Raw genomic sequence first — 22,377 nt, forward strand, 5'->3', positions numbered from 1 at the left:
CAGTCATTGTAATTTAACCATAGTTTTGATTTCTAAATATTGTGACAATAGAATCGCTGATAAATAATTTTTTGTCAAATTTACGCAACATTAGCAGGTATTCTGAGCATACACTTAAGGCTTATACCAATGATCTTGCTGAGTTTGAAAAATATTGTACTCTTAAAGGAAAGTTTAAAAATTCTGATATTACAGAGCGGTTCTTAAAATCGTATTTGGTATACTTAAATGAAAAAGAACTTGACAAAAAAACAATTTCAAGAAAATTAGCAGCAATCAGAAGTCTTTTTAAGTATGCTTTTCAAAATGATCTGATAGAAGAAAATCCTGTACAATTAATTAAAAATCCAAAATCAAAAAGAAAATTGCCGGAAATAATATCTGATGCAACTTTTCCGGAATTACTTGATAATGTTAAAGAGACAAATGAAAAACCAGAGCTAATATCAGTTATTTTTGAGATTTTATACGGATCTGCTTTAAGGGTTAGTGAGCTTTGTAATCTGAAGTATAAAGAGTATAATTCAAATAAAGGACAGTTTCTTGTTACTGGTAAAGGAAATAAAACCCGCATAGTACCGGTTGGAGAAAAAGCAATGCTTGCAATTTCAAAATATTTGGAATTAAATCCTGTTGCTTCAAAGAATGATTACTTGATTAGAACAAAAAAAAATGATAAACTTTACCCAAGATTTGTTTATCGGATTGTTAACAAATATTTATCGAGAGTTTCAGACATTAAAAAGAAAAGTCCTCATATTCTACGTCATAGTGCCGCAACACATATGCTGGATAAGGGTGCTGATTTGAGAGCTGTAAAAGAAATATTAGGACACGAAAATTTATCAACAACACAAATCTATACACATGTAAGTATAGAAAGATTAAAAACTACATATAAAAAATCTCATCCAAAATCATAATTAACGGAGGATAAAATGAATATTCAGATAACAGCCAGAAAGTTCAAAGCTCATGATACCTTAAAAGAATTTATCAGGGATGAAATTACTGCACTTGAAAAATTTAATGATGATATCATCGGAGCAGACGTAATCCTTAGTTATCAGAATAATCAGAATAGTATAAAAAAAGCAGAAGTTGTTTTGTACATCCCTGGGCAAACATTAAATGCAGCAGATCAATCAGAAGAATTTAAAGTAGCTATAAGTTCTGCTGCTGAAAAACTAAGGAGACAGTTAAAAACTATAAAATCAAAAAGAGTTTCTAAAGCAAGATGATGAAGTTTGATCAGAATGCTGTTAGTCGAAAAGAATCTATTACAGTAGGATTTCTTTTTGAAAACGCAAAAAAGATTTGCAAGTTAGAACTATTGAGTGAAAACAACGATTTTGAAAAAAAAATATATGAACAAAACTTACACCGGTCAGGTTTAGCCCTGGCCGGTTTTGTTGATTTGTTTTCTTACACCAGGGTTCAGGTTTTTGGTAATACTGAAATGAGATATTTAGAACATTTAACACCTGAAAAATTGAATGAATCACTTGAAAAAATTTTTAAGTTTAACATCCCCTGTATTATTCTAACCGATAATAATAAACCAATCCCTTTATTAATAGAAAAAGCAAATAAATTTCGTATCCCATTGTTTCAAACCAGCTATTCTACCACAAAACTAGTTTATTTCTTAAGCGATTTTTTAGACGATCAGTTTTCTCCACGAATGTCATTCCACGGATCCTTTATTGATGTTTATGGTGTAGGTATTATGGTTATTGGAAAATCAGGAATTGGAAAAAGTGAAGTTGCATTAGACCTTATCGAAAGAGGTCATCGCTTAGTAGCTGATGATGTTATTATTCTTACAAAAAAAGGTGAAGGAATTTTGATTGGTTCTGCAACTGAAATTGGTCAGAAATTTATGGAAATAAGGGGATTAGGAATAATTGATATTCAAAGCATTTTTGGAATAAGAGCCATTAGATTACAAAAAAGACTTGAGATTGTTGTAGAATTAGAATTCTGGGATGATAATTCTGATTATACCAGAACTGGATTAGAGGATAAAACTATGAATATAATGGATGTAGATATTCCTTACATTAAATTACCGATTATTCCCGGCAAAAATATTACAGTTATCCTGGAAATTATTGGATTAAACTATTTACTAAAGCATTATGGATACGATGCTGCAAAGGTATTTCAAAGCAAACTGAATGAAAAACTAAAAAGTAAAAATTCCGCTTTAAGCAGAGAAGTTGATTATTTCGAACATGATTTCGAATGAGTTTTTTCTATCTTTTTGATATTGACAAAGCAGACTCATTTCTTTAAGTTGCACCACAATTTATGAAAAAGTTTTACTATTTCTCTGAAAAAAGCCTCAATTTCCTTGAAATAAAGCATTTCAAGAAAAAGCTTGTAACTTATTTTACTGTATCTGTATTTGTTTTAAGTGCAGTGATATTTGGAATATTTTATCTCGTTACAGGACTTCTTAACAACGAGAATGATGTTGCAATTTTAAAAAATGAAAATAAAGAACTGAAGGGAAAAATTTTAAAATTATCCCAGAAGTATTCTGATTTAGAAAAAGAATTATCTTCAGTTACAGAGATCAGTAACGAATTAAGACTTGCAACCAATTTAACACCCATTAACCCTGAAGAAAGAATATTTGGTATTGGCGGAAGCAGTACAATAGAAAATTTGTATCACGATTTTTCTGGGGAAGTATCTGATGCTTTGAATTATATTGATAAAGTTACAAAAAGATTTGAATTTGAAAAGTCGCAGTATAATGAGATTGTGATCAAGCTAAATGAAAATAAAGATTTCTATGAAAGAATTCCGGCTATTTTACCTACCAATGGAAATTATAGTAGTGAAAGTTATGGAATGAGAATACATCCAGTCTTAGGTGTTAATAAAATGCACAATGGTATTGACATTATTGCTGATGTTGGGACAAATGTTAAATCCTCTGGTAAAGGTAAAGTAATCTTTTCTGGACCAAAACAAGGCTATGGGTTGGCAGTAGAAATTGATCATGGATTTGGTTATAGAACAATTTATGCTCACTTATCCAAAATCCTAGTTCGTGAGGGACAGAGTGTTAAAAGAGGTGAGATTATTGCAAAGACAGGCAATACTGGTCTTTCTACTGGTCCGCATTTGCATTATGAAGTTCTGCACAATGGAGAAAACCTGAATCCTGTTGATTTCTTTTTTGATGAATATAATTATTTTGAATCTAATTAAGTGCTAATAAAGTTGGAGGATTTTTACTTAAATGATCTGGACAGTTGAACTAGCGGCTTTTCTTGACGATGCTCCCTGGCCCGCAACTAAAGAAGAACTATTAGAATATGCTGATAGAATTGGTGCCCCTTATGAAGTAATTGAAAATTTAAAAGAGCTTGAAGATTCGGATGAACCCTACGAATCAATTGAGGATATTTGGCCAGATTATCCTTCTGATGAAGATTTTTTCTATAACGATGAAGATAATTAAGTGCAGGCGCCTTGAGCGCCTTTTTTTATGAATAGTTTTTTGAATGAAATAGCAGGTAATCAAAAAGTAAAATTAGTGCTGGCTAATATTCTTAGAAGTAAAAATATTCCTCACGCTTTTTTATTTTCTGGAAATGAGGGACTCGGTAAAGACAATGCTGCAATTAGTTTTGCTAAAGAACTCACTCTGATTAATAGTAATGATGAGTTAAGAAACTCAAAACTTGTTCAATTTATTAATCACTTATCAGAACCTTATATTAAATATATTTTTCCGCTTCCCAGAGGAAAAAACGAAACTGATCAGAATGGTCCTTTAGAAAGATTATCACAGGATGAAATGGATATAGTCAATTCTGAATTTCAAGTAAAATCTAATAATCCATATTACAAAATTCGAATACCTAAGGCTAATCAAATAAAAGTAAGTAGTATTCGTGATATCAAAAAGTTTTTAACATTAAACTATGATGATATAAACTATCGGATAATTTTGATTTCACAAGCTCATTTAATGAATGAAGAATCGCAAAATGCCTTACTTAAAAACCTTGAAGAACCACCAAACGGAGTTGTATTTATTTTAACAACTTCAGCACCAGAAAAACTTAGAGAAACTATTAAATCCCGTTGCTGGAATATTGCTTTTCAACCAATACCCGAGCAGGAATTAAAGAAGATATTAGTTGAAAGATTTAACATTGAAGAAGAATTAGCTGATGAAGTTATCCCATTTTCAGAAGGTTCAGTTCAAACGGCATTATCTTTAATTGAAAGTAATCTTTTTGAATTATTAGAAAAAGTTATCAAAATTCTTAGATATTCTTTCGGGAAAAGATATAATTCTGCACTTGCTGAGTTTGAAGAAATAGTTTCAGAATCAGACTTGTTAAAATTTAATCTAATAATCCGCTTGATATTAACCTGGTTCAATGACTTGCAGCGATATCGGTATAACTCAAATTCTAAGTTGTATTTTAAGGGATATTTGGACACTTTTCAAAAATTCCACGAGAAATTTCCAGAAGCAAATATTCAATCTGTAATTAGTAAACTTGATAACATCTCCAACTATACCAGGAATAATATTAATCTGAATGTTGCAGTTAGTAATGTTATTGCACAAATCTCTTTGATTACTTCATAATTATTCTTCCGAATTGTAATTCTTTTAGCATTTATTTTTTTATTTTTGATAAAATAATATTAACTATTTAAACCGAGGGTATTATGAAGAAAGTAGTTATTGTATCTGCAAAAAGAACAGCTATTGGTTCATTTAACGGTGTCTTATCACCTTTTTCAGCAGCACAATTAGGCAGTTTTGCCATTAAATCTGTTTTAGAAGATTCTAAACTTGATCCTAAGATTGTGGATGAAGTAATAATGGGAAATGTTTTAATGGCTGGACAGGGACAAGCACCAGCCAGACAAGCAGCGTTGTACGCAGGTCTTCCGGTAAAAACTGAATGTTTAACAATAAATAAAATGTGTGGCAGTGGATTGAAAGCAGTAATGCTAGCACAGCAGGCAATAGCATTAGGCGATGCTGATATTGTAATAGCCGGAGGACAGGAAAGTATGACCAACGCTCCATATCTTCTTTCAAGTGCAAGAAATGGTTATCGTTTAGGACACGGAGAATTAAAAGATTCTATAATTACTGATGGATTGTGGGATGTTTATAATAATATTCATATGGGTAATTGTGCTGAATCTTGTGCAAGAGATTTTTCTTTTACAAGAGAAGAACTTGATCATTTTGCAATTGAATCTTACAAGAGAGCAAATGAAGCAGTAAATTCGGGAAAATTTGAAGAAGAAATATATCCAATAAAACAAACTTCTAAATCAGGCGAAATCATTATTAATAAAGATGAGGAACCTGGCAAAGTAAAATATGATAAGATCCCTTCACTTAGACCTGTTTTTGATAAGAACGGAGTTGTAACTGCTGCCAATGCTTCAAGTATTAATGATGGTGCAGCAGCACTCATTATTATGAGTGAAGAAAAAGCCAAAGAACTTAATATTACTCCTTTAGTTGAAATTGTTGCACAAGGATCTGCAGCTAAAGCACCGATCGAATTTACGACTGCACCAGCTGATGCAATAAATAAAGTATTGAAAAAAGCTGGTATGAAAATAAATGATATAGACCTCTGGGAAATTAATGAAGCTTTTGCTGTTGTATCATTGGCAGTAAATAAGTTATTGGGACTAACAACCGAAAACGTTAATGTAAATGGAGGTGCAATTGCTTTAGGTCATCCGATTGGGGCAAGCGGGGCAAGAATACTTGTAACTCTTATTCATGAAATGAAAAGAAGGAAACTAAATTTAGGATTAGCATCTTTATGTATAGGCGGGGGAGAAGCATCTGCAGTTATAGTAAAAAATTATTTATAATAAGGAGTTAAAAATGGATATCAAAAAAGTTGCTGTTATTGGAGGCGGTACTATGGGAAATGGAATTGCTCATGTATTTGCATTAAATAATTTTGAAGTTCATTTAACTGAAACATCTGAAACACTTGTTAACAGAGCAATCAATACGATTACTTCTAATTTAGATAGACAGGTTAAAAAGCAAATTATTTCAGAGACTCAGAAATCTGAAACATTAAAAAGAATAATTAGCACTGTTGGTGTTGAAAAAATTCCGTCTGATGTACAATTAATAATAGAAGCTATTTTTGAGAATAAGGAGATAAAGATAGCTCTTTTTAAGGAGTTAGAGAATCGAATAAATGAAGATTGTATCTTTGCTTCAAACACATCTTCAATTTCTATAACTGAGCTTTCTGCAGTTTGCAGACCTGATAAATTTATAGGAATGCATTTTATGAATCCGGTTCCAGTTATGAAATTAGTTGAAGTCATTCGTGCTTATTCTACTTCAGATCAAACATACAATACAATAAAGGAATTATCTTATAAATTAGGCAAGGAGCCAGTAGAAGTATTTGATTACCCAGGATTTATATCCAATCGTATTTTAATGCCGATGATAAATGAAGCTGTTTTTGCACTAATGGAAGGTGTTGCCTCCAAAGAATCTATCGATTCAGTTATGAAACTTGGAATGGCTCATCCAATGGGTCCCTTAACTTTAGCTGATTTTATTGGATTGGATGTTTGTCTTGCAATAATGAATGTTATTTATGAGGGTTACAATGATTCTAAATACAGACCTTGCCCGTTGTTAAAAAAAATGGTTGCTGCAAATAAACTTGGCAGAAAAACTGGTGAGGGATTTTATAAATATGACTGAAAGTAATTGAGGATAAAATTATAATTTCTAAAAGAATAAATTCAGTAAAAGATTATTTCGAAAGACATTCATTCCCTGAATATATTTCTTTCAGCATTTATGCTATTATAATTGGTGTAGCTGCGGGGTTATCGGCAGTATTCTTTCATCTTTCAATAGAATTTTTTAACAGAATCTTTTTTGAAAGAACAGCCGGTGGTTTGTTTTTCTTAGGTGCAGCAGCTGTTATCCTGTTACCAGCAATTGGAATGTTTATTCAGTTTCTGATGATTAAAGCCGCACCCGAAGTTTCTAAAAGAAGGGGAGTGTTGGATATAATTAAATCGGTAGCTACAAGAGATGGAATCATTTCTTTCAGAACTACAATTTTCCACTTCTTTGCACCGGTTATTTCGATTGGCTCCGGAGGTACTGTAGGACCTGAGGGACCTGCTGCTCAGATAGGTGGGGGTGTTGCCAGTAAGATTGCAACCTTATTAAAAGTTTCTGATCAACGAAGAAGAGTATTTACAACTGCAGGCTCAGGCGCTGCCATTGCTGCAATTTTCAATACTCCATTAGGCGGAGTGTTTTTTGCTCTCGAGATAATTTTACTTAATGATTATCATACCCCAACTTTTTCAGCTTTAATTCTGGCTTCTGTTACAGCTAGTGCAATCGCAAGAATATTCTTAGGTAACAATTCAGTTTTTATGTTTAATGTACCGGATATCGGAGGTTACTATTATTTATATCTTTTTATAATCTTAGGTCTTCTTGGTGGTATTTTATCAATTCTGTTTTTGAAATTTGATTTTTTCTCTGAAAGAATAATAAAGAATAAAATCCGTAAAGTAATTCCAAAATGGATGCTTATGATTATTATTGGGCTTTTAGTAGGCGTCAGTGGCTATTTTTATAAAGAGATATTCGGAATTGGTTATACTGGAATTAACCAAATACTAAAATCAGTTTTAGACTGGAGAGTAGTGCTTGTTTTACTGTTACTGAAGTTTTTTCTGGTCCCTTTAACTTTAAACTCAGGTGGTTTTGGCGGTACTTTTGCTCCTTCATTATTTATGGGAGCAGCTTTAGGGTACCTTTTTTCTGTTTTAATGTCCGTTTTATTTGGTTTAAAGCTTGATTCGACAACATACACTTTAGTTGGGATGGGCGCAGTTTTAGGAGGTATTAATTCTATTCCAATTACTGCAATACTAATGATTTTTGAAATGACAAGGGAATACTCTTTAATTTTACCGCTTATGCTTGCTGTTATTGTCAGTTCAACTATCACTCAAATTGTTTTTAAAGGTCCGGTTCATTTAAAAAGATTAGAAAGACAAGGTTTTAAACTAACATCCGCAAAAGAAACAAGTATTCTGAAAAATATGATTGCTGAACACTATATGCAAAAGAATCCTGTCCTTATAGATCAAAACGTTACATTACAAGAAGTTGTTACAAGTTTAATGAAATCTAAATTTCACAGAATCTATACTGTTGATTCTAATAAAAGCCTTACGGGTGTTATATCTGATAAACATGTTCGAAATCTAATCACTGAATTCGATTCTTTAAAAATGTCACTTATTGCCAGTGATATCGCTGATAACAAGCCGGCTTATGTAATTAAAGATCAGGATCTTGATTATGCTTTAAAAATTTTAACTAAGGGTGAAATTGAGGAATTACCTGTGATAAACAATTCAATTAATAGAAATATAATCGGAGTAATAACCAGAAATGATATACTATCAATTTATAATAACCTGAGCTTGAAAAGTGATTTGGCTGAAGGACTGACAAGAGAGATTTCCACTCTAAATGAATCGAGGACTTCTAAAATTTCAGATGGTTATTCTATTGTTGAGAGAAAACCTAAGTATGAATTTATTGGAAAGACTCTGAAGGAATTAAGAATCCGAAATATATATGGATTAGAAATTTTGATGATAAAAAAATATGATGAAATGTTTGATGAATCCGGATTGAAAGAAAAGATAGTGATGCCAGGACACGATTATATCATAGAGACTGACGATATATTGGTTTTATTTGGTAAAGATGAAAATATTGAAAAAACCAAGGAATGGTAATCTGTCCGATAATGTATATTATGTAAACTATTGGACTACCTTATCTAACGCTAAGTTTGTAAATGATAAAAAGTACTGCAAGTATAAATACTAACCATAAAACAGGATTCTTTTTCTTACGCGTGTATTTCCTGTAGCTTGTAAACCCAAGTTTCCGTTTTCTTCGTTCTTGTTCATCTTCTTCAGGTTTATAATGCCTGAATGGATAATCAAAAATTCTGTGTCTGGGTCTTTTCATTAACATGTTCGAACCTAATTAAATATTGCATTTACAAATGAATCAGGATTAAATTCCATAAGGTCGTCAATACCTTCACCAACTCCGATAAATTTAACCGGAATTTTATGAGCAGCTACAATCTGGAAAACTACTCCGCCTTTAGCAGTGCCATCCAATTTAGTAACAACTAAACCAGTAACGTTGGTAACTTTTGAGAATTCTTCAGTTTGTTTAACCGCATTTTGTCCCGTATTACCATCCAAAACTAAAAAAGTTTCATTTGGAGCAAGAGGTATAATTTTTTTAATAACCCGTCTTATCTTATCAAGCTCGTTCATAAGATTAGTTTTATTATGCAAACGACCAGCAGTATCAATTAAAACAACATCATATTTTTCGTCAACTGCCTTTTTTAATGTATCAAAAACAACAGAAGATGGATCAGTACCTTTTGTGCTTTGAATAATATCTACTTCAGCTCGTTCAGCCCAGATTTCAAGTTGCTCATTAGCAGCAGCACGAAATGTATCAGCAGAGCCAATAATAACTTTTTTGCCTATCTTTTTGTAATTATGTGCTAATTTACCTACTGTTGTTGTCTTCCCTGCTCCGTTAACCCCTATAATAAGAATAACAAATGGTACATTTTCGTCAAAACCATTTGAAACTGAATTATAAGAAACAACTTTTGTTAATTCTTCTTTAACAACTTCAATTATTTTTTCACTTGACCTTTCTTTTTCTAATTTAAGATTTTTCCTGACATTTTCAATTATTCTTTCAGTTGTATCAAATCCTATATCAGAACTTAAAAGTATTTCTTCAATTTGATCAATTGATACTTCGTCAAGTACAGCTTTACCTGTTACAACTTCTGTAATCGAATTAACAATTTTATTTCGGGTTTTACTTAAACCTTCTTTTAATTTATTTAGATTAAAATTTTTAAACAGACTCATTTTTTTTCTTTTTTATAAATTCAACTGCTCTGTAAACATAAGCAAGAAATGAAATAAACATTAAAACAATACTTGAAAAATAGAACAAAGTAAATATTAAACTATTTCTATCAATTCCCAGCAATATTAAAAGTACTACCATACCGATGCACAATACGGTAATCTTGCCAAGTATGTTTGAAGGTAAAACAGTTCCAAGTATTTTGGTAACGATTAAACCGCCAAAAAAAATAAGTATATCACGAAGAAATATTGTCAGGAAAAAGAATAAATTTATTTCGCCAATTAAAAACAATTTAATTACAACAACTGCCATTGCAGCTTTATCAGCTAATGGATCAATAATTTTACCTAACTCTGTTATTTGATTTAATTTTCTGGCAAGATATCCATCAAGGATATCAGTAGCAGCAGCAAACAGACACAAGGCAAATGTAATATATCTTACTGATTGCAATTCATAATGATCAAGCAAAAACCAAAGAGGAATTACCAAAAGAAGTCTAAGTAAACTAATTCCGTTTGATATCGTAAATATTTCCTGACTGGAAAATTTCATCTTATGATTGCAAACTTTCCGAGTTTTTCCTCACCTTCATTTCTCATATTATCCAGTTGAACAATACGATAAATATATACACCGCTCGATATTCTATTTCCTGAAAAATCTTTTAGATAAAAATCTACACCACCATTACCATCATTTTCTTCTAATTCATATATTATTTGTCCATCTATAGACCAGATTGTAATCTTAGCCCTTTGAGGAAGATTTGCGAATGTTATCTTTTCTGCGTTTTCTTTCGTTGGATTTGGATATACAAAAACACCTGATAAATCTTTTGCAAATGTTGATAATACCAGGTAACTGCCGGCTCCCGAGTTTATGGTAACTCCACCGGATGCTGCATCAGAAATAAGATCTTTAATTCTTAAAACATACTCCTTCCCTATTGAACCTACTGGTTTATTACCAGTTAAATCAAGATAAATGATTTTGGGATCTGTTTGATCTATATATACTGATGAAACTTTGTTATCTGGAGTAAAAATATAATTATTTGTATTTAAAGCTGAATTTTGATCTACCGGAAAATTAAATGTGAGTTTTATTTTATATGAATTTATAATTTCAAAATTTGAAACATAAAATGAAGGATCTTCCGGGCTGGATATCGTTGTAAAAGTTAAAGTATCTGTTTGAATCGGCGAACCATAAAAATCTCTAATATCTTTTATAACGATCTGATGCTCACCGTTTGAAAAATCTGAATTAAAAGTTAATAAATATGAATATTGATTATTTGCAGTGATAGAATTAGGATAACCAAAACCTAAAACATTAAATGACTGAAGATTATCAATTGTGTTTTTCATCTTTTCTGAAAAAGTAACAATAACACTTCTGTTACTGTTGCTGACAGCATTAATAGCGATTGCAGGTGTATGGGAATATACACTGATAATATTACTCATTCCCGAAAGCGGAATCAGGTTAAAAGGATTATACGACCGAACTCCATAATAATAATTCTTATCTGGCTCTACAAAATTATCAATATAGCTTGGTTCAAAAACAAGTGAGTCAATCAAAATCAAATTATCGGGAGTTAATCCTTTGTAAATATAAAACCGTTCTGCAAGAGCAGACCATTTTAACTGTATAGCCGAAGCAGATATACTAAAACCATTTAAGCCAAGTGGTTTAGGAGCCTGCTCAGAAAAAGTAAATTCGATAAACTGTATTCCGTTTTCTGTGGGGAAAGCAACTTCAGGTACACCGTTATCGTTCAAATCGCCAACAAAAATCGAATTTGAATTTATATTCTCTCTGTATGAAACTACCCTGACAGATCCAAAATCATATTTGAAGATATAAGAGTATGGAAAAACAAAAAGAATTAACTCATCTGAACCATCATTATCAAGGTCTTTAAGTCTGATACTATTTTCAGATCTTCTAAATGTGTTATTAAATTCTGTAGAAGCATCTATTAAAGCTTTATCAAATAAGAAATTAACCTGATTATTTAAAATATTAAATACAACAAGTCTATAGAACGGTGAAATATCGAGATCCTCAACTGAATGTAATAAGACAGCTAATTCTTGTTTTCCATCACCATCAAAATCACCAGAAGTAAGATGTGCAGAAGAACCAAGAAAACCTGTCCGGATTACGAAGCCCTTTTCGAATTTATTATTTCCAGTAATTTTATATCCAAAAATATCACCATCCTGATCTACCATCCAGAATTCATTTATTGCATCCCCATCTATATCAGTAATTACAGCATTAGGAGAATTAATTATATTGAAACCAAATCCTGAAGGTGAGAAATTAGTAAGTGTAGCTACTTTATTAAGATTTAATGATGAATTTACTTCCCATACTTCAATGGTTGAGTCATTCAAAACACTAAATATTTCAGTAATACCATCATTATCAACATCCTTTGCTAAAATCGGCCAAAACTTACCGCCAACATTAGAATATTTTTCTGTAAAAGAATAAGAGTTAGAACTGCTTTGTTCATCTATAAAGCCATCCCGAACAAAATAATCTAACAAGTCTGTTAAACCATTATTATTAAAGTCGCCAGCCGCTTTCACAATTCTATCATTAAGTGAATCTACGAGAACAAATTCATTATTCTGAAAAGAATAAATTGATGATACTTTTGGTGATGTATTTTTTCTTATGATAATATCTTTTGAGTTATTTGATAAAGAAATTTGATTTTCAAAAACACTACCGGGCGGTAAAGTAAATGATTGTATATAATCTGTAGAAAGTTCAGCTTCAAATGAAGTTGAAATCAAGAAATCTGTGTTATTATCTTTTATTATCGTTTTTAATCCAACAAGATTTTCAGCTTCTAAGTAAATCTGATATAAAGAGTTTTGTACAATCAGATCTTTTGGGATGAAACCATAATGAATAGACTTAACAAATTGATTATTAATAGTAAATCCATCCAAGGTAACAAAATTATAATCGGCAGTTCCATAAAGCTTATAATAAAGACGCACGATTGAAGGATCATCAGTATAAACAGAAGCAAGTATAGTTGTTTTATCACCATAGAATGCTGGAATTATTGAAATCAACTCAGTAACAGGCGCACTTCTGTCAACATAAAAATTAATTCTTTCTTCAAGCGTCCTCCCTGTTGTCTGATTTACAATTAACCTTAAAGTATAAACTGTATCTGCAAATCCTGAAACATCCAAATCCAATATTTCTTCATTTGCAATCTGATATTGCTGATTGCTAATCAAGCTGATCCAATTTTTAGGATTAAGTCCAATTCCATAATCCATACTAAATGATGAAAAATAAGGAGACAGAACTGAAACTTTAATCGGAATATTATTGCCAGAGGTTGCAAAATCCTGAGTTGGCGAATGAAATTTTATTGCGGATGGAGCAGTAACCGAGAGAACTTTAAATAAATTTAATCTTCCTGCTCCACTTTTTATATCCCAGCCAGGTTCACCAATATCATCAGTTGTAGATTTAATAATCTGTTTTACTTCTTCATTAGTAAAATTATTAAGTGAAAGAATTAAAGCAGCGGCTGCAGAAACAAAAGGTGCTGATGCTGAAGTTCCGCTAATTTCAGCATAACCATTATTACGGGCAGTTGTTAAAATTGAAGAACCAGGGGCAACCAGATCAATTGTAGAACCGTAATTTGAACTTCCTGCAACATAATCTTCACGGGTAGAATTACCAACAGAAATTACTTCCGAATAACCAGATGGATAATGCGGCAAATTCGAACCTGTATTTCCGGCACTTGCTACAAGCACAACCCCTTGACTGTAGGCATACCTGATAACATCACGCAGTACATACGAAAATGCATTATCACCAAAACTCATATTAATAACTTTTGCACCTATTTGTACTGCGTAAAGAATTGCAGCGGCGGCATCATCTTCTTCACCGTATCCTCCAGGATCAAAGGCGCGCAGATTAAGTACTTTAATCAGCGGAGCTGCCCCGGATATGCCAGAAAAATTATTTGTTTGAGCTGCTGCTATTCCTGCAATATAAGTTCCATGCCCATTTTCATCAAAAGGATCATTGTCCCAGTCTAAATAATCTCCTCCGGTTGAATCGAAAGGAAATCCCAATCTATCAGTAAAATCCCATCCCATATAATCATCGATAAAACCATTTCCATCATCATCAATTCCGTTTGTTCTTTTATCATTTCCAAATTGATCGATTCCAATTTCACCGGAGTTTATATAAATTTTATTTTTTAAGTCAGGATGATCATAATCCATTCCGGTATCAATAATAGCAAGCAAAACTGTATCAGAACCTTGAGTAATATCCCATGCATTGAATGCTTGTATCTTTTCCAATGCCCATTGCTGAGAGACAAGACTGTCATTAGGTATAAAATCAATCTTGTAATTATTTGCTTGTTGTATGTATTCAATATCAGGATCATTAGAAAATATTGAGTTGAGATTTTCTGCATCAACATTTTCAAAAAATTTTATTTTCAGAATTCTCTCCAATACTTCATCTCCCATCCCGAGACCTTTTGCAAAATAGTTAATTTGAAATTCGGGAAAATTAATTTGTCTGTTTGCAAATGTATCAGAGATTTTCTGTTCCGAAACTTTGTCAGCTATAATACTAAGTGGTACATTGTTTTTATATTTAATAAAAAATGTTGTTTGTGCTATTGATGTAACCGAAAAAAGTATTGATGTGATAAAAAGAAAAGCTGGATTAAACTTCATACATCTCCTTTTTGAAGCTAGTATCTATTTTTGTTGGATACTGACCTGAAAAACAAGCTGTACAAAAATTATCTTTACCTGCTTCAGAAACTGCTTCCAACATCTCTTCGATAGTTAAGTATTCCAAGCTATCTACTTCAAGATACTTTTTAATCTCTTTTATATCTCCTTTTTTTTGGAAAGCAATTAATTCCTCACTGCTTGGAAAATCCATCCCATAAAAACAGGGATACATTATTGGTGGAGATGATATTCTTAGATGAACAGCTTTTGGTTTTGCTTCTTTAATTAAGTGAACAAGTTGTTTTGATGTAGTACCGCGGACAATCGAATCATCAACAAGAACTATTGTTCTACCTTCGAGAACACCTTTAACGATATTAAACTTGATTCTTACTCCCATTTCTCTGTTTGATTGACCAGGTTTAATAAAAGTTCGCCCAATATAATGACTCCTTATCAAACCGATTTCTAATCTTGAATCAATTCCCATCTTTTCTAATTCCCGTGCATATCCTAATGCAGTAGTGTTTGAACTATCAGGAACACTAATTACAAAAACTTTATCTCCATCAGGGTCCACAACAGGATGATTTTTTGCAAGAACCTTTCCTAGTCTTCTGCGCATTTTATCAACATTATGTCCGAAGATAAAACTATCGGGGCGTGAAAAATATATATATTCGAAAACACAATATTTCTTTGGCTGATGGTCGCCATTTATTTTATAAGATTTTATTTGTTTGGTCTTAATAACTTCATCATCAATAACTATAAGTTCACCTGGTTCAACTTCTCTGACAAAGTCTGCATGTTGAATGTCAAATGCACAGGTTTCAGAGGCAGCCAAAAAAGCATTACCAAGTTTTCCGATTGATAATGGTCTGAATCCAAGCGGATCCCTTGCTGCAATTAATTTATCATCAGTTAAAATAACAAGGCAATACGCGCCTTCAATTCGTCTCAATGCTTCTACTATCTGATCAATCTGATTATCAAGTCTGCTTCGAGCAATTAAATGTAGGATAACTTCTGTATCGCTTGTAGTTTGAAAAATAGCACCTTCATTTACTAACTCTTCACGAAGTTCTTTTGCATTTGTCAGATTTCCGTTATGTGCAACAGCCAGATTCCCCATTCGATAATTAACCATAAACGGCTGAATATTCTTTCTTGATTTAGCAGTGCCTGTTGTAGAGTATCTATTATGTCCGATTGCTGAATTACCAATCAAAACATCTGAAAGTAATGACAGATCTTCAAATACTTCCGAAACTAATCCCTCACCTTTAACAATATTAAAGTGAGGTTTATTATCACCATTAAACGACCTTGTAACAATTCCGCTGGCTTCCTGTCCCCGATGCTGTAAAGCATGCAACCCATAATATACCTGAGCAGAAGCACCTTCATAACCATATATCCCAAATATACCGCAATAAGAAATAGGTTTATCTTCTATGTAATTCATTTTAATCCGATTTAGTATGAAAAAATTATAAACAAAATTAAGTAATAGTACATATTTTATGAAATTTGAAATTACTGTAAATATTTTTTTAAAAAGAATAATTCTTTTGTGAATGAATTATTTTAATTTTAATGTAAAAATAAAAGGAATTTTATAATGGATTTATCAGTAATAGAATCATTTACAAAACAAAAGAATATAGCTGTTGTTGGTGTATCGTCAAAAGGCAAAGGATTTGGAGCCTCAGTTTTTAAACATCTGAAAGATAACAACTATAATGCTTTTGCTGTTAATAAGAACGGCGGGACCTTAAATGATATTAAACTTTATAATTCACTTTCTTCTATTGAACATACTATTGATGGAGTTATTACTGTTGTGCCGCCATTTGAAACAGAAAATATAGTTAAAGAAGCCAAAGAGTTAGGTATAAAATTTATCTGGATGCAGCAAGGATCAGAATCGAATAATGCTATTAACTACTGTAAAGAAAACGGAATGCTGGTTGTATCAGGCGAATGTATTTTGATGTTTGTTGAACCGGTAAAATCAATTCATAAGTTTCACCGCTGGATTGATAAAGTTACAGGAAAAGTTACAGGAAAATTTCCACAAGCTGAAAAAGCGAATTAATCTTATGGAATAATTGAATAACTGAATAGTGGATTGATGTATCCTGATATATATATTATTCCATAATACAAATACTCCTATATTCTTTACTAATCTAAAAAATTTGCAATCTCCTCTCTCACTCTGTCTATTTCACATGAAACTGCGAGATGACCGCAATTATTATCAAGTACTAAAAGTCTCGATGAAGTTAAGTTAGCAAGATCAATTGCTTCAGAAGGGTTTAGCAATAAATCCGATTTGCTTACAATGATGAACATTTTAGCTATGATCTTTTCAGATGCTTCTGTCATTGATTCATTTGTATCTCTGGAAATATCATGTTTCATCATAGCTTTTAATTGTGTAAGATAATTTTGTAATGTAAAAATCTTTTTTGATTCCTTATCAAATGAATCCAGATAATTTTGAAATTCAGACCTGTCAATATCTTTAGTAACATAATCAGGAGTTCTGGCAAAGTTAGCTGATAGTATTTCTGATAACCTGGTTACCTCCCTTTCACTCATTCCGCAATTTAAAGATGACTCAATCAGATTTTGTTGAGTTGCCATCCATAAAAGATCTGAACTGCTTAATCGTGGTGTAGCGACATAACCAATTATTTTTTTAGCAAACTCAGGATATGTAACAGCCATTTGAAGAACCTGCATGCTACCCATCGACCCGCCGATTGCTGCATAAATTCTATTTAATCCGAAATGTTCAGTAAGCAATTTGTAATTTGCATTTACCATATCAGAAATTGATAAGCTATAAAACACAGAATCGGATATATCAGAGTTTGAAATCGAGGATGATACTCCATTTCCTAATGCATCCACTGCAATTATAAAATATTTTGTTGTATCAATAAACTTGTATTTATTTATCAGGATTCCGATCGCTTCTGAGTTGCCTCCGAACCAGCTGCAATAAAGCACAACATTGGATGAATCTTTACTAATAGAGCCGAAAGTTCTATAGCCAATTTTACAATTATTGATAGTATAGCCGGCTTCTGTTTCAAAACTATTTATCTGATAGAACTTCTGTATTGATTGAGCATTCAAACAAATGTCTAACGAAAGTAAAAATAACAAGGTCAAGAAAAATGTTTTTCTCATTGAAATACTGTCTTAAAGTTGGTTTATTAATGTAATGATCAATTGTTATCGTAAAAGTAATTAATTATCCTTTAAAATGGTTATAAAAAAATATTGTCTATTTCCCTCCATATTTAAATCTTTATTAAACATAATCAGCACTCAGCCAAATAATTCAAATTTATACCTTTAACAGAGAGAGAATCAAATTCAGTAAATATTATTAAGATAATTGTAAACATAGCAATATGTCTAAGAAGTGGTTTATATATTGCATTAAATGCCGGAAACTTTTTAATACGTCATGCAAATAACCTAATTTTCCATGCATTTCTAAATGCATGAAACTACTATTTTTAACATATTTATTAAGAGTATTTTGAATTTTCCAGTTGGCACAATTCTTTGGAAGGTGATTTTCAAAAACAAAACATCTTTCAATAAAAACAGGAGAATAAAATGATTCGCATAAATAAAAACTCTCAATTATTCAAAAAATTTTGGATAATACTTGTATTTGCAATGGTATCTATTTTTGTCGGATGCCAGGATGATATGACAGTTCAAACTACCGATGATCCTGCAACTGACCAGGAGGCACTGGTAAAAATTGTTTCAGAAGATTCAGTATTAACTTCCTTCGAGCCAAACTATAACGAAGGCGGTGATATGGATATTCTTCAAAAAACGAATACTGAAATTTATCCATTCAGAGTTGGTCATAAAATGAGATTAGTAAATCGTAATGTGAACATAAATATTGTTGGTGATACAGCATACGGATTGATTACGAATACTTTTGAAGGAATACTTTATATTAAAGGATCGTATGACCCTAATGCAACTAATCCTGATACACTAATCACTAAACCTTTTACTTCCGTTGTTACCAGGAATATTGTTTTTGTTAAGATTGCGAATACTCGTCATCCATTACTTAATTGGAAAATTGCTGCTATATCTTTGCCTGAAGGCGGAACTCAAAGTTCAAATATAAACATCACAAAATTAACTGCATTCTTACCTAATGGAGATACACTCGAAATAAATTCACCAAATGATTATTATCTTGTAAGACATTGGGGCTTCTGGTGGAGATGGCATCATATACCGGTAATTCCCCAAAATCAAGATGTATTACTACGAGTTGAACTAACTTCTGCTTATGCTGATACAGATTTTGTTACCTTAACTTACGGTGCAAATCGATTTGGAATGCACAGAACAAAGAAAAAATTTGAGTTAATTTCTTCAACTCAAAATGGTAGTGTATTCAATAAAATTTATGAACAGACTTACAGAACACATCAGTATGTAGGATTTTATCATGCAATAATTAATGCAATGCCGAAACAGGTCGTTTTTGATGATGCAACACCAGTTGAAATGGAATCCTGGGGAATACCATATTTTGTTAGACCATAATTAAATTAATGGTTATAAAGCAAACCCGATTTCCAAAAGAAATTGGGTTTGCTTAGTTTTACTAAAGTTATCAGAACTTAAAGATTAAATACAAATGAAAAAATATTTTTTTATACTGTTAATCATTCCGCTATTTTTTTACACAGCTTGTGATGAACCGGCTCCAACTGAATTAGTTGATAATGATTCGTTTGAAGTGGAAATACTAGGAAAAGATATTGAAAATGAATATTACACAAACGGATATGATACCAGCGGTGTACCAAATGAAATCCTAAACTATTCAAGTGTTATATCTGTAAGTGGAATAAAGATCACTAGCAACGGAAGAACAGACAACATTTCTTCGGCTCAGGTTTTTGTTTTTGATAAATCAAAACCTTTTCGTTCACCAATAAATAATGTTCTGCTTGGTTATGGAACAATTATTCCGGGTATAATTCGTTTTGATAATGTTGTTGCTCGGTTGTCTGATTACAGAATCAGATTTCGGGAAGCAGGAAACTTGATTGATACAGTTCTTGGAAAAAAATACGAACTTTTTAATCTCAATAACAGACCATTCTTTGATCCTTTCATATTTAAGTATAATGCAAATATCGACTTTAATTATAATGCATTTCTTGGAGGACAAAATTCAAACTTTGAAATAACTACTCCCAAAGAGATAACCGGAACTATTAAGTTTATCAATCACGGAAAACAAAACAATCCATTTATTGAAATTAACTGGGATGGTGAATCGGTAGATAATTTCTATTTAATACTTGGCGGAATAAAATCAGCGAACAATAAAGCTTTTCCGTTTTATAAAATAAAAACAAATGACGACGGTAGGCTGATCATTCCTGATTATTTGCTTAAGAATATCCCAAGAAATAAGTTTAACAAGTTTGCAATAAGTCTGGTCCGCAAGTATAGTGGAGTTAAAAGTCTAAATGAAAATGAGCTTTATGTTGTTTCTCAAAGTGTTCACACAATTTTGGTAGATATTCCTTGAGATTAATTATAATAACAATACTTATGATTTCATTAGGTGAAATATATGCTCAATCTGCATTGGGACTAAATCCAGTAAATTCAATTTCTGAATTGTCTTTCTCATCTATTAATTCAATAGAGTTTAATCCCTCAAATTATAATGTGATAAAAGACTGGGCATTTTCTTTTACATTAGGTGGTGAAGTTTTATCAAGGAATTTTTACAGCAGTCTTTATCAGATTTCTGCAGGCAAAAAAATTAATGATCACTATTTACAATTAAGATATTCACCTGGATTTCAAAAAGAATTTGTGATAAAATCTGAACAGCAAGTGATTTATGGAAATGAAAATAAATCAACTCTTGAAACCAGATATCTTTTTAAGGAACTATTTTCAGCCGGATACTCGTACAAGTTTAATGAAAAGATTTCTGCGGGATTCAATGTAAGGTATTTAAAAGAAGAATTTTACAAGGATATAGTTACAACAATTTTTTCTGATACTGTATATTTTATTCCAGAAACGGAACAAAATATTTTTAATAATTGGAAAATTGATCTTGGATTGGTTTGGGATTTAACAAAAGATATTAACATTAATATTTGTTCAGTTAACCTGCTGAATCTGACAGAGAATGCTAATCAAAGTGAATATCAAAACCTGAGATTAAAACAAGAAAAAGAATTATTAGTTGGTTTAAGCTATAGCCTTATTGATCAATTTAGTTTAAATCTTTCTTATGAAACTAGTTCAAGTTTTATTTTTGGTTTTAATGCATTGCATAATATTGGTCCATTTAATGCCGGACTTTCAATCTCTAGTTTTCATGATAAAAAACAGAATCCTTTTTTTGCAGGGATTAATTTATCCGGTTTAATTATCACTAAATATTTTGATCTCGCTTTAACCTGGTTAAAATATTTTTCAAATAGAACTTCTAGTTACGATTTAAATGAATTTACAGGACAAGGAATATCAAACATTATAAATAATCAATTCAGTAATGATAAAATATTATTGAATGCTGTATTCAAAATAAACACTTTAAATGAACAGAAAGTAAAATTCCTTGATATTGAAATAATTAAAAGTATTTATCCGGCACTTTCAGATCTTTATCTTGATGAGCCATTTGCTACAGCAAAAGTAATAAATCTTACTGAGACAAAGATTGAGGTTAATCCTTCAATAAGAATAAACAATTTCAGCAATGAAATATTTTCTTCTTCTCCAGTTGTCATTAATGCTTTTGATACTGCTGATGTTAAATATTATCTGATAATTCCGGAAAATTATCGCTCTGCCAATCCTGATTTGACTTATGCTGATTTTTTGATTTCAACTTCTAATGATTTTATTGATGATGAAATACAAAAGCCATTATTAATTAATGGTATAAATGCGTGGGATGGTAAAGTAATTAACTTAAAATATTTTATTAAGAATGATCTGGATTTCTCTATTAAATATTCAAAAAATATTCTTTCTGGATATAAATCACTTTTAGATTCCACTATTAGCTCATTACTTACCTTTCGGAAAGCGGAAATAATTTTTAATTCATTTGTTAAAAACATGACTTACATTGCAGATCCGAGAGCAACCGGAGAATATGTGCAGTATCCTCAACAGACACTTGAATTAAAAGGCGGCGATTGTGATGACTTAAGCGTCTGTTACAGTTCTCTCCTGGAAAGTATAGGAATTGAGACTGCACTTATAGATTATAAATCTGATGGCTCTATAAGGCATGTTAGTGTATTGCTAAATACAAAATTAAATCCGGAACAGGGATATCTGCTTGGAGCAAATGATACAAAATATTTTTTAAGAAAAAATGCTAAGGGTGATGATGAAATCTGGATACCTATTGAAACAACAAGTTTAACTGATTTTAATGATGCCTGGTCAATTGCTGCTGCAAAGTTTAACAATGATGCAATAAATAACTTTGGTCTAATTACTGACAAGGTTGAAATAATAGATATTTATTGAGATTTATTA

General features: G+C 31.5%; 19 protein-coding genes. 13 read left to right on the top strand and 6 right to left on the bottom strand.

Annotated features, from left to right (window positions below):
* Window positions 1–41 precede the first annotated feature (41 nt).
* The 9 genes from ROY99_11260 to ROY99_11300 all read left to right on the top strand — a co-directional run bounded on the left by ROY99_11260 (window position 42) and on the right by ROY99_11300 (window position 8,829).
* Window positions 42–923 carry a tyrosine-type recombinase/integrase gene (locus ROY99_11260; GenBank protein ID MDT3696954.1) on the top strand — a complete coding sequence of 294 codons (882 nt, stop codon included), beginning with the start codon at window positions 42–44 and terminating at the stop codon, window positions 921–923.
* A gap of 15 nt (window positions 924–938) precedes the next feature.
* Window positions 939–1,241, top strand: coding sequence for a ribosome-associated translation inhibitor RaiA (gene raiA, locus ROY99_11265; GenBank protein MDT3696955.1), 303 nt, complete (start codon window positions 939–941; stop codon window positions 1,239–1,241).
* Complete coding sequence (gene hprK / locus ROY99_11270) at window positions 1,241–2,251, top strand: HPr(Ser) kinase/phosphatase (GenBank protein ID MDT3696956.1); 1,011 nt, start codon at window positions 1,241–1,243, stop codon at window positions 2,249–2,251. The genes raiA and hprK overlap by 1 nt, the downstream gene beginning before the upstream one ends.
* Window positions 2,252–2,313: 62 nt before the next feature.
* Window positions 2,314–3,225 (top strand): M23 family metallopeptidase, encoded by a 912-nt coding sequence (locus tag ROY99_11275; GenBank protein ID MDT3696957.1) that lies wholly within the window; start codon window positions 2,314–2,316, stop codon window positions 3,223–3,225.
* A 31-nt stretch (window positions 3,226–3,256) separates the two neighbouring features.
* Window positions 3,257–3,478 (top strand): DUF2795 domain-containing protein, encoded by a 222-nt coding sequence (locus ROY99_11280; protein MDT3696958.1) that lies wholly within the window; start codon window positions 3,257–3,259, stop codon window positions 3,476–3,478.
* Window positions 3,479–3,505: 27 nt separating this feature from the next.
* Entirely contained in the window at window positions 3,506–4,624 is a 1,119-nt protein-coding gene (locus tag ROY99_11285) for a hypothetical protein (protein ID MDT3696959.1), read from the top strand.
* A gap of 83 nt (window positions 4,625–4,707) precedes the next feature.
* Complete coding sequence (locus tag ROY99_11290; protein MDT3696960.1) at window positions 4,708–5,886, top strand: thiolase family protein; 1,179 nt, start codon at window positions 4,708–4,710, stop codon at window positions 5,884–5,886.
* 13 nt (window positions 5,887–5,899) lie between these two features.
* On the top strand, window positions 5,900–6,751 hold the full coding sequence (locus tag ROY99_11295) for a 3-hydroxybutyryl-CoA dehydrogenase (protein ID MDT3696961.1): 852 nt from the start codon (window positions 5,900–5,902) through the stop codon (window positions 6,749–6,751).
* 200 nt (window positions 6,752–6,951) lie between these two features.
* The gene (locus tag ROY99_11300; GenBank protein ID MDT3696962.1) at window positions 6,952–8,829 is read left to right on the top strand and encodes a chloride channel protein; all 1,878 of its coding nucleotides are present in this window, start codon (window positions 6,952–6,954) and stop codon (window positions 8,827–8,829) included.
* A 40-nt stretch (window positions 8,830–8,869) separates the two neighbouring features.
* On the opposite strand, the gene ROY99_11305 is transcribed toward ROY99_11300, so the two are convergent.
* Genes ROY99_11305 through purF form a run of 5 tightly spaced genes read right to left on the bottom strand, consistent with a single transcriptional unit; the run spans window position 8,870 to window position 16,246 of the window.
* Window positions 8,870–9,067 (bottom strand): hypothetical protein, encoded by a 198-nt coding sequence (locus ROY99_11305; GenBank protein ID MDT3696963.1) that lies wholly within the window; start codon window positions 9,065–9,067, stop codon window positions 8,870–8,872.
* 14 nt (window positions 9,068–9,081) lie between these two features.
* Window positions 9,082–10,008, bottom strand: a complete 927-nt coding sequence (ftsY, locus tag ROY99_11310; GenBank protein MDT3696964.1) for a signal recognition particle-docking protein FtsY — start codon at window positions 10,006–10,008, stop codon at window positions 9,082–9,084.
* On the bottom strand, window positions 9,995–10,567 hold the full coding sequence (locus ROY99_11315; GenBank protein MDT3696965.1) for a CDP-alcohol phosphatidyltransferase family protein: 573 nt from the start codon (window positions 10,565–10,567) through the stop codon (window positions 9,995–9,997). Before ROY99_11315 ends, ftsY begins: the two co-directional genes overlap by 14 nt.
* Window positions 10,564–14,775 (bottom strand): S8 family serine peptidase, encoded by a 4,212-nt coding sequence (locus ROY99_11320; GenBank protein MDT3696966.1) that lies wholly within the window; start codon window positions 14,773–14,775, stop codon window positions 10,564–10,566. The genes ROY99_11315 and ROY99_11320 overlap by 4 nt, the downstream gene beginning before the upstream one ends.
* Window positions 14,765–16,246 carry an amidophosphoribosyltransferase gene (gene purF / locus ROY99_11325; protein ID MDT3696967.1) on the bottom strand — a complete coding sequence of 494 codons (1,482 nt, stop codon included), beginning with the start codon at window positions 16,244–16,246 and terminating at the stop codon, window positions 14,765–14,767. The genes ROY99_11320 and purF overlap by 11 nt, the downstream gene beginning before the upstream one ends.
* A gap of 156 nt (window positions 16,247–16,402) precedes the next feature.
* Here purF and ROY99_11330 point away from each other — a divergent pair, with 156 nt between their 5' ends.
* Entirely contained in the window at window positions 16,403–16,879 is a 477-nt protein-coding gene (locus ROY99_11330) for a CoA-binding protein (protein ID MDT3696968.1), read from the top strand.
* A gap of 89 nt (window positions 16,880–16,968) precedes the next feature.
* Here ROY99_11330 and ROY99_11335 read toward each other — a convergent pair whose 3' ends face one another.
* Window positions 16,969–17,985: an alpha/beta fold hydrolase gene (locus ROY99_11335; GenBank protein ID MDT3696969.1), complete on the bottom strand. Its 1,017-nt coding sequence runs from the start codon at window positions 17,983–17,985 to the stop codon at window positions 16,969–16,971.
* A gap of 438 nt (window positions 17,986–18,423) precedes the next feature.
* Between ROY99_11335 and ROY99_11340 the strand changes: the two genes are divergently transcribed.
* The 3 genes from ROY99_11340 (at window position 18,424) to ROY99_11350 (ending at window position 22,368) form a co-directional block, all read left to right on the top strand.
* The gene (locus ROY99_11340; protein ID MDT3696970.1) at window positions 18,424–19,389 is read left to right on the top strand and encodes a hypothetical protein; all 966 of its coding nucleotides are present in this window, start codon (window positions 18,424–18,426) and stop codon (window positions 19,387–19,389) included.
* 94 nt (window positions 19,390–19,483) lie between these two features.
* Window positions 19,484–20,389: a hypothetical protein gene (locus ROY99_11345; GenBank protein ID MDT3696971.1), complete on the top strand. Its 906-nt coding sequence runs from the start codon at window positions 19,484–19,486 to the stop codon at window positions 20,387–20,389.
* A gap of 23 nt (window positions 20,390–20,412) precedes the next feature.
* A complete protein-coding gene (locus ROY99_11350) occupies window positions 20,413–22,368 on the top strand; it encodes a hypothetical protein (protein ID MDT3696972.1) in 1,956 nt (651 codons plus the stop codon).
* Window positions 22,369–22,377: the final 9 nt, after the last annotated feature.

This window comes from Ignavibacterium sp., assembly GCA_032027145.1.
In the GTDB taxonomy this organism is placed as follows: Bacteria; Bacteroidota; Ignavibacteria; order Ignavibacteriales; family Ignavibacteriaceae; genus IGN3.